This window comes from Streptomyces phyllanthi, from assembly GCF_009377205.1.
Classification (GTDB): Bacteria; Actinomycetota; Actinomycetes; order Streptomycetales; family Streptomycetaceae; genus Streptomyces; species Streptomyces phyllanthi.
The window spans coordinates 1-12,514 of sequence record NZ_VJZE01000267.1 but is presented as its reverse complement, the minus strand read 5'-3'; the positions used below and the strand labels follow the sequence as shown (position 1 = coordinate 12,514).

Genomic DNA, 12,514 nt, shown 5'->3' with positions numbered 1-12,514 from the left:
CGTGACTCCTCCCCCACTCTCGGCTTCGCTCGAGCGGGGGGACCCCCATCGAGGGCGCTCCGGCGCCTTGCGATCGCACGCACCAGACGCCGCGCGCTGATCCGACCGGGGATATGACACAGGCTCTTACTCGAACCGCGAGACGTCCCCCGCCCCCCGGCGCACGATCTCGGCTTCCCCGCCCGAGAAGTCGATCACCGTGGTCGGGTCCGTGCCGCAGTCGCCGGAGTCGACCACCGCGTCGACCACATGGTCGAGGCGCTCCTTGATCTCCCAGCCCTGTGTCATCGGCTCGTCCTCGTCGGGCAGGAGCAGGGTGCTGGAGACGAGCGGCTCCCCGAGCTCCGCGAGCAGTGCCTGGGCCACGACATGGTCGGGGATGCGCACGCCGACGGTTCGCTTCTTCGGATGCAGCAGCTTGCGCGGCACCTCCCTCGTCGCGGGGAGGATGAAGGTGTAACTGCCGGGCGTCGAGGCCTTGATGGCCCGGAACACGTCGTTGTCGACGTGTACGAACTGGCCCAGCTGCGCGAAGTTCTCGCAGACGAGGGTGAAGTGGTGGCGGCTGTCGAGGTTCCGGATCGAGCGGATCCGGTCGATGCCGTCACGACTGCCCAGCTGGCACCCCAGAGCGAAGCACGAGTCCGTCGGATACACGATGAGCGCACCCTCACGGATGCTGTCGGCCACCTGACCGATGGCTCGGGGCTGGGGGTTGTCGGGGTGGACGTCGAAGTACCTGGCCATCTGCAGAGCTTATGCCGTCTCGGGCCGCGCGCCGAAAGGGGCGCGGGGAACCGCGCGACCAGCCACGGACGACCCGCAGCTCCGGACGGCCCGCAGCCCCCCTCGGCTTCCTGGCAAAGCCCTACGCGCCGCTCTCCCTGAGCATGTCCTCCCGCTCGACGATCTTCACGCGCTCGCGGCCCTCGGGCTCGCCCAGCGCCTTCTCCGCGGCGTCGAGGCGGTACCAGCCCTCCCACGTCGTGAAGCGGACGTTCCGCTCGGCGAGGAACGCGTCCACGGCCTGCGGCGCGGGCGTGGCGGGCTCGTGCAGACGGCCGTTCGCGAAGTCGTCCAGCAGGTTGGCGACCGTCTCGTTGGCGTCGCCCTTCGTGTGGCCGATCAGGCCCACGGGGCCACGGCGGATCCAGCCGGTGACGTACGTCGACTGCAGGTGCGCGCCGGTCTCCTCGATCACGCGGCCGCCCGCGTCCGGGACCGTGCCCGACTCGACGTCCCAGGGCAGCTTGGGAAGCTTGTCGGACAGGTAGCCCACGGCCCGGTACACCGCGGTGACGTCCCAGTCCTTGAACTCGCCGGTGCCCTTGACGTTGCCGGTGCCGTCGAGCGCGGTGCGCTCGGTGCGCAGGCCGGCGACCCTGCCGTCCTCGCCGAGGATCTCCGACGGCGACTCGAAGAAGTGCAGGAACAGCTTGTGCGGCCGGTCGCCCACATCGCGGATGGCCCAGTTCTCGAGGGTCTTGGCGACCATGTCGGCCTGCTTGTTGCCGCGCCGGGTCGCGATCGAGCCCTCGTCGTAGTCGATGTCCTCGGGGTCGACGATGACCTCGATGTTCGGGGAGTGGTCGAGCTCCCGCAGCTCCATCGGACTGAACTTGGCCTGCGCCGGGCCCCGGCGGCCGAACACGTGGACCTCCAGGGCCTTGTTGGCCTTGAGTCCCTCGTGCACGTTCGGCGGGATCTCGGTCGGGAGCAGCTCGTCGGCCGTCTTCGCAAGGATGCGCGCCACGTCGAGCGCGACGTTGCCGACACCGAGGACGGCGACCTTCTCCGCCTCCAGCGGCCAGCTCCGCGGCACGTCCGGGTGGCCGTCGTACCAGGAGACGAAGTCCGCCGCGCCGTACGAGCCGTCGAGGTGGATACCGGGTATGTCGAGCGCCCGGTCGGCGGTCGCGCCCGTGGAGAAGATCACCGCGTCGTAGAAGGCACGGAGATCGTCCAGGTTGATGTCCCGCGGGTAGTCGACGTTGCCGAAAAGACGGATCTGCGGCTTGTCGAGCACCTGGTGCAGGGCCGTGATGATGCCCTTGATCCGGGGGTGGTCGGGGGCGACGCCGTAGCGGATCAGTCCGAACGGCGCTGGCATCCGCTCGAAGAGGTCGATGGACACACCGGGATCGGCGGCCACGTCGGACTTCAGCAGTGCGTCGGCGGCGTAGATCCCGGCGGGGCCGGCTCCGACAATGGCTACCCGCAGGGGGCGGGGCATGATCAGGTTCCCTTCGAGCGACGACAGGCGACTCGTCGGCAACCCTAAACTAAGGCAAGCCTTACCTGGTACGCGGGTCCGGTCTATGACCCCATAAAGTGATCTTATGGGGTCGCCGGGTGTCACCTACGCGGAGCCGCCCTGCGAAGATCCGGGCGTGGAACCTGAGTTGGACGGCCCGTCGACCGCTGAACCGGAAACGGCCGAGGAACCCGAGGAATCCGGGACATCCGGGGAGGCCGAGGACCTCGAAGAGCCCGGGGAGCCCGGGGAGCCCGCGTCGCGTGCGGAGTCCTCCGCACCCGCCGTACGGAGCAGCCTGGCACCGCCACCCACCCGTTCCAGGGGCTTCGTCAGAGCACGCAGGGAGAAGCGCTCGCGTTTGCGGGGCTCCTCCCGCGCCGCGGGGACGGCCGCGTCCGGGGAACCCTCCCGGTAGGCGGCCAGCGCCTCGTGGGCGCGTTCGGCGGCTTCCCGGTACAGGTCGCGGGACTTGGTCATCGCCTCCAGGGCCTCGGAGTACGTGGCCACCAGGTGCCGCGCCTCCTCGATGGTGAACAGCTGCCACTCGTCGCGCAGTTGCGATATGGCCCGCTCGGCCCAGATGGGCAGCGGCCTGGGCAGCGCCGCGTAGCGCACCACCTTGTCGATGAGCTCGGTGGGTTGTGAACCGTCGAGGAACATACTGCGCACGGTGAAATCCGCGGCTTCGTAGCCGGGCCGGGCGGGCGCCCCGGGCAGCACGATGGCGCCCCCGCGCGGCACGCGTACCCCCAGGTCGTAGAGCGCCCAGTTGACGATGTGGAACTGGTCCGGAGCGGCCCGGTGCTCCACGACGCGGTGGCGCAGACTGGGCGGCATCATCGGCGCGAGCGGACGGCGCCCGAGCTCATCGGGGGTCATGGCCTCGTGCACGACGACATGGATGGCCCAGCCGCGGCGGGCGCAGTCCTTGAACAGGCGCTTCACGTCTCTGTCTTCCGGAGGCAGCGGATTGAGCTCACGGAAGCGGAGGCCCGGTACGACGTCGTGGTCCCACGGTGTGCCGCCGTCCTCGGGCCAGAACATGGTGGCGGGCGAGGGCCAGTCGAGGTTCCAGGGGAGGTCCGACTCCGCGGCCAGCACCCAGTCCCGTACGTCGTCCTTCACGTCGTCCTTGCCGTCCGGAAGGCCGGTCGTCAGCCGGGCGCGCACCACGACATCGTCCGCGACCCGCCAACGGGCCTCGAAGCCATGTCCTTGGGGGGACCCTTCCGCCTCGGGCGGGATGTCGAACTCCCGGTAGTCGTCGATCACCTCCTCCTGTTTCAGCGTCAGGAGCCGTCGCCGGACGGACTCCTCGGCGGCGGGGCCGGTATGGCGCCCGCGGGCCAGCCAGACGGTGTCGGGAGCGGTGGCATGGGCGGTGGGGGACTTGGCCATGGATCACTCTGCGCAGGTGGGGGTCGGCGTGCGCCTCCCAGTATGGTCCGCGCACGTCAGAGACACCGAACAGGGGCCCTTGGAAACGCTCATGGCAGGACCTGTTCGGCCCAGATGACCTTTCCGTCCGGGGTGTACCGGGTGCCCCAGCGCTCGGAGAGCTGGGCTATGAGGAACAGTCCGCGTCCGCCCTCGTCCGTGTCCGCGGCGTAGCGCAGATGGGGCGAGGTGCTGCTGGTGTCGGAGACCTCGCAGATCAGGCTGCGGTCGTGGAGCATACGGACGCGTATGGGGCCGCTGCCGTAGCGGATCGCGTTGGTGACCAGCTCGCTGAGTATCAGCTCCGTCGTGAACTCCAGTTCCTCCAGCCCCCATTCCGTCAGCTGCCGGGAGACCGAGGCGCGCACCCGGCCGACGGCCGCCGGGTCGGACGGCACGTCCCAGCCGACGACGCGGTCGGCGGCCAGTGCCCGGGTGTCGGCGACGATCAGGGCGATGTCGTCGTGCGGCCGGTCCGGCAGCAGGGCGTCGACCACCGCCTGGCAGGTGCCCTCCGGCGAGATGCCGGTGCCGGCCTGGACCAGGGCGGTGCGCAGCCGCTCGAGCCCGGCGCCGATGTCCAGTTCCCGGTCCTCGACGAGTCCGTCGGTGTACAGCACGAGCCGGCTGCCCTCCGGAAGGTCGAGCTCGGCCGTCTCGAACGGAAGGCCGCCCAGGCCGAGCGGCGGGCCGGCGGGCACGTCGGGGAACTCCACGCTGCCGTCGGGCCGGACCACCGCCGGCGGCGGATGGCCCGCGCGGGCCACCGTGCAGTGCCGCGAGACCGGATCGTAGATCGCGTACAGACAGGTGGCGCCGGTGACCGCGGCGCCCTGGCCCTCCTCCGCCTCGTCCTGGTCGATCCGGCCCACCAGTTCGTCGAGGTGTCCCAGGAGCTCGTCCGGCGCCAGGTCCAGGGCGGAGAAGTTGTGGACCGCGGTACGCAGCCGCCCCATGGTGGCCGCGGCGTGCAGCCCGTGACCGACGACGTCACCCACCACGACGGCGACCCGCGCACCGGACAGCGGCAGGACGTCGAACCAGTCACCGCCCACTCCGGCCTGCGCGGGCAGGTACCGGTAGGCGACGTCCAGGGCGCTCTGCTCGGGCAGGCTGCGCGGGAGCAGGCTGCGCTGCAGGGTCACCGCCATGGCGTGCTCGCGCGCGTAGCGGCGGGCGTTGTCGATGGAGACCGCGGCCCGGGCGACCAGTTCCTCGGCGAGGGCCAGTTCCTCGGGGTCGAAGGGCTCGGGCTTCTCGGAGCGCCAGAAGTTGACCACGCCCATCAGCAGGGAGCCCGCCCGCAGCGGGACGGTGATCAGCGAGTGGACGCCGTACTCCACGACCTGCGCCGCGCGTTCGGCATCCTGAGCCAGCCACCCGGGGGCCTGGCCGAGGGCGGGCTCGATACGGGCCCGGCCGGTGCTGAGACTGCGCGCCTGCGGCGAGGAGGGGACGAAGGTGATGTCCTCGCCCACCGGGTAGAGCGGCACGTCGTGGCGGATTCCGCCGAAGGCGGTGCGGCGCAGCGTGGTGCCCGCCTCGGGCTCTGCTCCTGTCAGTACGGCATGGGCCAGGTCCACGGTGACGAAGTCCGCGAACCGCGGGACGGCCACCTCGACGAGCTCCTCGGCGGTGCGGGTCACGTCCAGGGTCGTACCGATGCCCACTCCGGCGTCGTAGAGCAGCTTGAGGCGCTCCCGGGCCACCTCGGCCCGGCCGGACAGCGCACGCAGCTCGGTCGAGTCGCGGAGCGTGGCCACGCTGCCGGACGGGGTGCCCTGGAGGTCGGTGGGCCGCTGGTTGATCGCCAGCAGCCGGTCGTCGACCAGGTGGACCTCGTCCGTGGCGACACGTCCGGAGGCGAGCAGCTCGGCGGTGTCCATGTCGAGGCCGAGGGCGTGGACGTGCCGCCCCTCGGCGTCCTCGGGCAGAGCCAGCAGACGGTGCGCCTCGTCGTTGGCGAGCAGCAGCCGCCCCCCGCCGTCGACGATGATCACTCCCTCCCGGACGGCGTGGAGCACCGCGTCGTGGTGCTCGTACATCCGCGTCATCTCGGACGGGCCGAGACCGTGGGTCTGGCGCAGCAGCCGTCTGCTGACGAGCGCCGTGCCCGCCGTCGAGAAGGCGAGCGCGGCGGCCGCCGAGACCAGCAGGAGCGGCAGCTGCCGCTCCGCGGCACCGCCCACGTTCTCCGTGGTGATGCCGGCCGAGACCAGGCCCACGACCGAACCGTCGGGTGCCTTGATCGGCACCACGGCCTGCACCAGCGGCCCGAGCGTTCCCGTGATCTCCTCGGTGACGGAGCGGCCCGCCAGCGCGGGGCCGGTGTTCCCGACGAACCTCTTGCCGATCCGGTCCGGCTTGGGATGGGTGTAGCGGACCCCGTCGGTGTTCATCACGACGACGAAGTCCACCTTGGACCGCTCACGGGCGGCCTCGGCCCGCGGCTGCAGTACGGCCGTGGGATCGGGACCGGTCAGTGCCTCCCGGGTGCCCGGCGCGTTGGCGAACGTCTCGGCGACGGCGAGCGAACGGTTGCGGGCCTCGTGCGTGCTGTCGTGCCGCACCTGGAGAAGGAGTGCCCCCACCGCCGACACGACCAGCACCAGCACGATCACCACCTGGTACAGGAACACCTGTCCTGCGACGCTGCGTCCGCCCAGCGCCGCCCGCAGCCCGGCGAACGGTCCCCGTCCGGGGCCCCCGCCGCGCTGCCGCCGATCTACCGGTTCGCCGGGTATGTGCTGTGCTGCCTGCCGCTCGTGCACTCGCCGGACGCGGTCGCTCCGGCGCCGTCCACGTGGACCACCGGGCCGACCGGCCGACTGAGCTCGCGCTCGACCCAGAAGTCGGATCATGTGCCCATGTCTACACTGCCCCGCGTCAGGAGGCGAGAGGCATCACCGACTGTGGTGGAGGGTCACCTCGGGTCCTTCACACCGTGCCACCCGGCGGCTACGCGGAGCCTTGGCCGTGCCTGCCCAGCGCGGCGAGGGCGCGGTCGGCGTGGGCGCTCATCCGCAGCTCGCTGCGCACGACCTCCAGGACCGTCCGGTCCTCCGCGATCACGAAGGTGACCCGTTTCGTCGGCGCCAGGGAGAAGCCCCGTTTGACCCCGAACCGCTCCCGGACCGTCCCGTCGGCATCGGACAGCAGCGGATACCCGAGCGTGTGGCGCCCGGCGAACTCCTGCTGGCGGTCGACCGCGTCGCCGCTGATCCCCACGGGCCGCGCCCCGGCGGCGGCGAACTCCGCGGCCAGATCCCGGAAGTGGCACGCCTCGGCGGTGCAGCCGGGAGAGAGCGCAGCCGGGTAGAAGAACAGCACCACCGGGCCCTCCTGGAGCAGGTCCGACAGCCGCCGGACGGCACCCGACTGGTCCGGCAGCTCGAAGTCCTCCACCGTGTCCCCGACATCCACACCACGCGTCATGACCGGGCCTCCTCGCCCTTGGCGACCCCCCGCGCCCACAGCACGAGCGGAATCTGCAGCGGAAGCCGTGCGAAGGCGGCCGTCCGCAGCGGTGCGGAACGGTGGCGCCAGTCCACGGCCATCTTGACGTTCGCGGGGAACACGCCGACGAAGAAGGCCGCCGCGGCCCGTGCCGAGGCCCGCCGGGTGCGCGGCACGGCCAGACCGGCCGCCAGTGCCAGTTCGGCCGCACCGCTCGCGTACGTCCAGGCGCGGGGCGACCCGGGCAGCGAGCGCGGGACGGTGGCGGCGAACGGGCGGGGCGCGACGAAATGGCCGACGCCCGCCGTGGCCAACAGGCCGGCGAGCAGCAGCGCCGAGCGTTCGGAGCGGGGCACGGTTCCTCCTGTTCCTGGAGTGCTCCGGTAACTCCCGTGCACCCCAACCGCGCCAGAATAGAGGGCCGTTGATCACCTCGTCCGGCCGGGCCCGCCACGAGCGCGCCGGCGCCCTCCGGCGAGCGGGGAGGCCGTCGGAGGCCTGACGGAAAGGATCAGGGGCCTGCCCGGAAGGACAAGCCCCTGACCGTTGTCACCACTGCGCGGTTGTCACCACCGCGCGGTTGTCACCACTGAGCCCGAGAGGGCTCAGAAGGTGAGCTTCCAGCTGTCGATACGGCCGGTGTCCAGGCTGGCGACGTCCTGCACACGCAGCTTCCACACCCCGGCGGCCGTCTCGGAGGAGGCGTCCACGGTGTAGGTCGCGTTCACGTTGTCCGCGGAGTCGGAGGCGGAGGCGTCCTTCAGCCGGTACGCCGTGCCGTCCGGCGCGACGAGGTCGATCACCAGGTCACCGCGCCAGGTGTGGACGATCTGTACGTCCACGCTGAGCGTGCTGGAGGCCGGGCCGCCCCGGTTCACGTTGATCGGCGACTCGACGGTGCCGTTGTCGGGGATCGCGTAGTCCGACGTGTTCTCGAAGACCGTGGCGTTCCCCTCCTCGTCCACGGTCCAGGCGAAGCCCGCCGTGCCGGTCTCCCCGGCCGCGTCGGTCACGGTGATCGTGGGGGTGTAGCGGCCGGCCTCGGTCGGTGTGCCCGAGATCCGGCCCGTGGAGGAGTCGATGGACAGCCCCGTCGGCAGACCCGTGGCCGCGTAGGAGAGGGCGCCGGGGTTGGTCGAGGAGGCCTGTACGTCGAGGCCGGCCTCACGGCCCACCAGGGAGTACTGACTGCCCGGGGGCACCACCGTCACGCCGTCCAGGATCCTGGACCCGACGTTGATCGCGGCCCAGGCGTTGGCGGTGTTGTTGTACGTCACCGAACCGAGCCCGAACAGGTCGGCGGCGGCCTGCAGGGTGGCGGTGCGGGCGCCCGCGTAGTTGGTGGTGGACGTCATGTACGTGGTCAGCGCCCGGAACCAGATCTTCTCGGCGTTGGCCCGGCCGATCGGCGTCACCGGGAGACCGTCGTACGTGGGGGAGTCGTAGTCGACCCCGTTGACGGTCTTCGCTCCGCTGCCCTCCGAGGCCAGGTAGAACCAGTGGTTGGCCGGGCCGGAGGAGTAGTGGACGTCGATCGAGCCGAGCGAGGAGGACCAGTTGTCGCGTGAGGCACCGTCCCTGCTGGGCTTGTCCATGTAACGCAGGGGCGTGCCGTCGCCGTTGATGTCGATCTTCTCGCCCACCAGGTAGTCGCCGACGTCCTGGGGGTTGTCGGCGGCGAACTCGACGGCGGCGGCGAAGATGTCGGACGTCGCCTCGTTCAGACCGCCCGACTCACCGCTGTAGACGAGGCCGGCGGTGACCGAGGTGAGGCCGTGCGTCATCTCGTGTGCGGCCACGTCGATCGAGGTCAGCGGATTGGCGTTGTTCTCGCCGTCGCCGTAGGTCATGCAGAAACAGGAGTCCTGCCAGAAGGCGTTGACGTAGTTGTTGCCGTAGTGGACCCGGGTGTAGGGGGCCACGCCGTCGTTGCGCAGACCGTTGCGGCCGTGCACGTTCTTGTAGTAGTCCCAGGTGAGCGCCGCCCCGTAGTGCGCGTCCGCGCCCGCGGTCTCCAGGTTGGCCGTGGTGCCGTCGCCCCAGACGTCGTCGGCGCCGCTGAACAGGGTGCCCGTACCGGACGAGCCCCGGTTCAGGTTGTACGTGCGGTGGTTGCCCCGGTCCGCGTCGGTGAGTGTGTACGACGATCCCGACTGGCTGGTGCCGAGCGTGACCGTACCGCTGTAGCGGGTGTTGCCGGTGCCGGTGTGCACGGCCTCGTACTCGAAGAGCTTGTCGCCGGTCCGGGCGTCGGTGATGACGTGCAGCTCGGACGGCGTGTCGTCGTGCTGGAAGCCGCTCACGACGGTTTCGTGGGCGAGTGTCGGGGTGCCCTTCGCGGCCCAGACGACCTTGCGGGAGCTGTCCGCCTCGGTCTTGGTGGAGCCCTCCGCGCGCGCTGCCTTGAGCGCCTGCCGCTCGGCCGTCGCCCTGTTCACCGAGGCGCTGAGGTCCGACACCTTCAGCCGGGGCTTGTAGCTCCGGGTCACGCTCTCGACGGCTCCCGACTTCGAGGCGTGGACGATCAGGTCGCCGCCGAGTACGGGCAGACCCGCGTACGTGCGCTCGTAGCGGGTGTGGACGGTGCCGTCGGCGTCCTTGACGACATCGCGGACGAGCAACTTCTCCTTGCCGCCGAGGCCGAGGCGGTCCCCGGTCTCGTCGGCGCCCTTCTGGGCCCGGTCGATGAGAGCGGCGCGCTGCACGGGCGTGAGCTTCGCGGGCAGCGCCCCGCGATCGGGCCGGGCGGAGGACGCGCTGCGTGACGGGGCGTCGGACGCCTCGCCCCGGGCGCTCGCCTGGGCACCGGGTGCCACGACGGCCAGCACGGCCACGGCCGCTATGAGGGAAAAAGCCCGGGTGGATCTGTGGGGGGTCGAACTCACACGAACTCCTTGTACTGCGGCCGTCGTTGGGCGATCGGCCGAACGAAGGGCCCGGCGTGCCGGATCAGGACGCCGGGTCGTGCAGGAGAACTGCGATGCGGGTACGTGTACGCCGCTGGTGAGCGGTGTGGGCACAGAGTGTCAGACCTGTGAAGGAAGTGTCAGGGGCACCTCATGTGAATGGCTGGAAAGCGTTCGTTCCACGGGTGAACGCCTCCGCTTTCCGGACAGCCTCGCCGCGCGCCACACGCCTCCAAGCGCCCGCCGATCCCCAAGTCCCCCGCTGGGTAGGGCACTTGCCGTCGTACGCTCGTGGTCATGCACTCCACCCTGACGGAACACGCCCGCTGTCTCTACGGCGACGAGTACCGGCCCACACCCGAGTGCGACGCCGGCCACCGCGAGCACCACTTCGTCGAGGAACTCACCTTCGCGGAACCGGACTCGATCCTCGCCATGCTGCGTGAGCTCTCTCCCCACCTGGTCGACGGCGGGCTGCCGGTGTGGATCCGCAATCTGGCCTACCGGTTGGTGCTCCTGCAGCGCCCTGACGAGCCCGCGCTGATGCGCGAGGCGGCGGAGAGCCTGTATCTGCACGGTCCCGACTGGGACGACATCGCCGCGGACCTCCGCCGCCGGGCCGACGCCCTTGAGTCCTGACGGTGCTGACGGTTCCTCGGTGACCCACCCGCCGCCTCACGGTCCGTCCGGGGACGGCTGAACCGGCGCCGTGGGCCGCGGGGTGGCGCCGAGCCCCAGCAGGTGCCGCACCATGTGCGTCCGCCCGAATCGGGCCGCCCACTCCAGGGCGGTCCTGCCCCTCATCACGGCATCGATGTCGGCTCCCCGCTCCAGCAGCAGGTCCACGGTTTCCGTGCGGCCCTCCGGCCCGGACGTCGCCGCCAGCACCAGGGGCAGATGCCCCGACCTGTTCCGGGCCCCGGGGCGGGCCCCGGCATCGAGGAGCGCTTCGGCGACGGCGGTGTGACCGAGGGCCGCGGCCAGGCACAGGGGAGTCGTCTCGTCGTACGCACCGATCAGTTGCTCCGGATCAGTACCGCCCTCGGCGAGAACGCTCACCATGCGGGCGTGCCCCTGGCGCACCGCCTCCTCGAGGGCCTTGCGCCGGTCACCGGTCGGCGCGTCCACGGACCGCACCCTCCCCGGAGCGGCCGGCGCCGCTGGTGTGTCCGGCGCGGCAGTGCCGGCGATCGCCCGCCGGGCGCTGAGCGCGGCGGCCAAGAGGCTCTCGTCCAGCGCCGTTTCCGCGTCGGGGGTGGAGCCGTTGCAGGGGATACGGGTACGACGGTCGATCAGTGCCGTCACGCTCGGCAGGGCGGGCAGCGCCTCGCGCCCCATCCGCGCCAGCCCCCGCAGGTAGTACTCACCGATCCCGTGGTCGTCCAGGTACGGCGTCATGACGGCGAGCAGCCGCGGCAGTGCGACGGGACCGGCGTGCCGTAACCACAGGGGAGCGCACTGGGCCTGAACGCGCCCGGGCCACCGGAAGGTGAGGTTGTACAGCTGAGCCGCCTGCCGGAAGGTCAGCGGCCCCGCGTCCAGCAGGGCGCCGAAGACCTCGGCGGCGCGGTCGAGACGGGTGATGCCGATGGGCTTGGCCGCGAGCAGCGAGGCGGCGGATCCACGGTCGTGGACCGCCCCCGGCCGGGTCCGGACCGCATGGTGGGACTTCGGATACGGCGTGAAGGGCAGCCCCTTCAGCGCAGTGCCGTGCGCGCACATGGCCCGCGCGGAGACCGAGGCCGTGGTGAAGGCGTCCTGGAAGGCCGGAGTGAGACCCGGCCCGCGGTGCCGGACGAGCAGCGGCAGCAGCTCGACGGCGGCCGACCGCCAGTGATGACACGCCGTGCGGGCCAGCCGGGCGCCGATGTCCCGGGTGGCGGGATCGCCGAGAAGACGGGCCACGAGCGCGTACGTGTGCCGCTCGCGCCCGAGCCGGTACAGCGCCCACCCCCAGCTTTCCCCGATGTCCGCCGGGTCCAGGTGGAGCGCGGCCTCGCGGACATCGGCGAACAGCGCGGCGTCCAGCCCCGGCCACTCGGCGGGGGCGGCGTCCCGCAGCGACATCAGGTGGGCGAGGAAGCGGACAGCGGCGACGGGATCAGCCGCCAGGGCCGTGGCGGCGGGCCCGAGTCCCCGGGCGAGGATCGTGCGTACGACGGGGTCGGCCGTCTCGCCCAGGGTGGCGAGGACCAGATCGGGTGGCCCGCAGTGTCCGAGGAGACGCGCTGCGCGACTCCGTACCCGGACGTCGTGGTCGGCGAGCCGGTCCACGGCGGTGTCGACCGCCTCGGGCCAGTACCGGCCGACCGCGGCCGCGGTGCTGTGGAGAAGGTCCAGGGCATCGTGGCGTACGAACGGACTGCCGCGGCGCGCGAGTTGCAGCAGCCGACTCGCGACGGGACCGGCGCGGTCGGCGCGTACCGCCTCCAGGAGCGCGGTACGGGAGGGGTGGGCG

At 71.6% G+C, this 12,514-nt stretch carries 9 protein-coding genes; 1 reads left to right on the top strand and 8 read right to left on the bottom strand.

The annotated features are described in order from the left end of the window. Window positions 1-126 precede the first annotated feature (126 nt). The 7 genes from FNH04_RS29485 to FNH04_RS29455 all read right to left on the bottom strand — a co-directional run bounded on the left by FNH04_RS29485 (window position 127) and on the right by FNH04_RS29455 (window position 10,035). A complete protein-coding gene (locus tag FNH04_RS29485; protein WP_152788825.1) occupies window positions 127-747 on the bottom strand; it encodes an L-threonylcarbamoyladenylate synthase in 621 nt (206 codons plus the stop codon). 121 nt (window positions 748-868) lie between these two features. Next, window positions 869-2,233 (bottom strand): FAD-dependent oxidoreductase, encoded by a 1,365-nt coding sequence (locus FNH04_RS29480; RefSeq protein ID WP_152788824.1) that lies wholly within the window; start codon window positions 2,231-2,233, stop codon window positions 869-871. A 126-nt stretch (window positions 2,234-2,359) separates the two neighbouring features. Further along, complete coding sequence (locus tag FNH04_RS29475) at window positions 2,360-3,655, bottom strand: hypothetical protein (protein ID WP_194236857.1); 1,296 nt, start codon at window positions 3,653-3,655, stop codon at window positions 2,360-2,362. Window positions 3,656-3,744: 89 nt separating this feature from the next. Continuing rightward, a complete protein-coding gene (locus FNH04_RS29470) occupies window positions 3,745-6,555 on the bottom strand; it encodes a SpoIIE family protein phosphatase/ATP-binding protein (protein WP_194236856.1) in 2,811 nt (936 codons plus the stop codon). 97 nt (window positions 6,556-6,652) lie between these two features. Beyond that, window positions 6,653-7,129, bottom strand: coding sequence for a peroxiredoxin (locus FNH04_RS29465; RefSeq protein ID WP_152788823.1), 477 nt, complete (start codon window positions 7,127-7,129; stop codon window positions 6,653-6,655). Beyond that, a complete protein-coding gene (locus tag FNH04_RS29460; RefSeq protein ID WP_322724177.1) occupies window positions 7,126-7,506 on the bottom strand; it encodes a MauE/DoxX family redox-associated membrane protein in 381 nt (126 codons plus the stop codon). Before FNH04_RS29460 ends, FNH04_RS29465 begins: the two co-directional genes overlap by 4 nt. Before the next feature lie 249 nt (window positions 7,507-7,755). Further along, a complete protein-coding gene (locus tag FNH04_RS29455; RefSeq protein ID WP_322724175.1) occupies window positions 7,756-10,035 on the bottom strand; it encodes a M4 family metallopeptidase in 2,280 nt (759 codons plus the stop codon). A gap of 318 nt (window positions 10,036-10,353) precedes the next feature. Between FNH04_RS29455 and FNH04_RS29450 the strand changes: the two genes are divergently transcribed. Next, a complete protein-coding gene (locus FNH04_RS29450; RefSeq protein ID WP_152788822.1) occupies window positions 10,354-10,695 on the top strand; it encodes a hypothetical protein in 342 nt (113 codons plus the stop codon). Between the two features lie 36 nt (window positions 10,696-10,731). On the opposite strand, the gene FNH04_RS48705 is transcribed toward FNH04_RS29450, so the two are convergent. Continuing rightward, window positions 10,732-12,514: ankyrin repeat domain-containing protein (locus FNH04_RS48705; RefSeq protein WP_265580639.1), on the bottom strand; the 1,783-nt coding region annotated here is incomplete at its 5' end.

What these genes read in the sequence shown, in the direction of transcription:
- FNH04_RS29485 (WP_152788825.1), bottom strand. Translation starts at nt 747, where the DNA reads ATGGCCAGGTACTTCGACGTCCACCCCGACAACCCCCAGCCCCGAGCC.
- FNH04_RS29480 (WP_152788824.1), bottom strand. Translation starts at nt 2,233, where the DNA reads ATGCCCCGCCCCCTGCGGGTAGCCATTGTCGGAGCCGGCCCCGCCGGG.
- FNH04_RS29475 (WP_194236857.1), bottom strand. Translation starts at nt 3,655, where the DNA reads ATGGCCAAGTCCCCCACCGCCCATGCCACCGCTCCCGACACCGTCTGG.
- FNH04_RS29470 (WP_194236856.1), bottom strand. Translation starts at nt 6,555, where the DNA reads ATGATCCGACTTCTGGGTCGAGCGCGAGCTCAGTCGGCCGGTCGGCCC.
- FNH04_RS29465 (WP_152788823.1), bottom strand. Translation starts at nt 7,129, where the DNA reads ATGACGCGTGGTGTGGATGTCGGGGACACGGTGGAGGACTTCGAGCTG.
- FNH04_RS29450 (WP_152788822.1), top strand. Translation starts at nt 10,354, where the DNA reads ATGCACTCCACCCTGACGGAACACGCCCGCTGTCTCTACGGCGACGAG.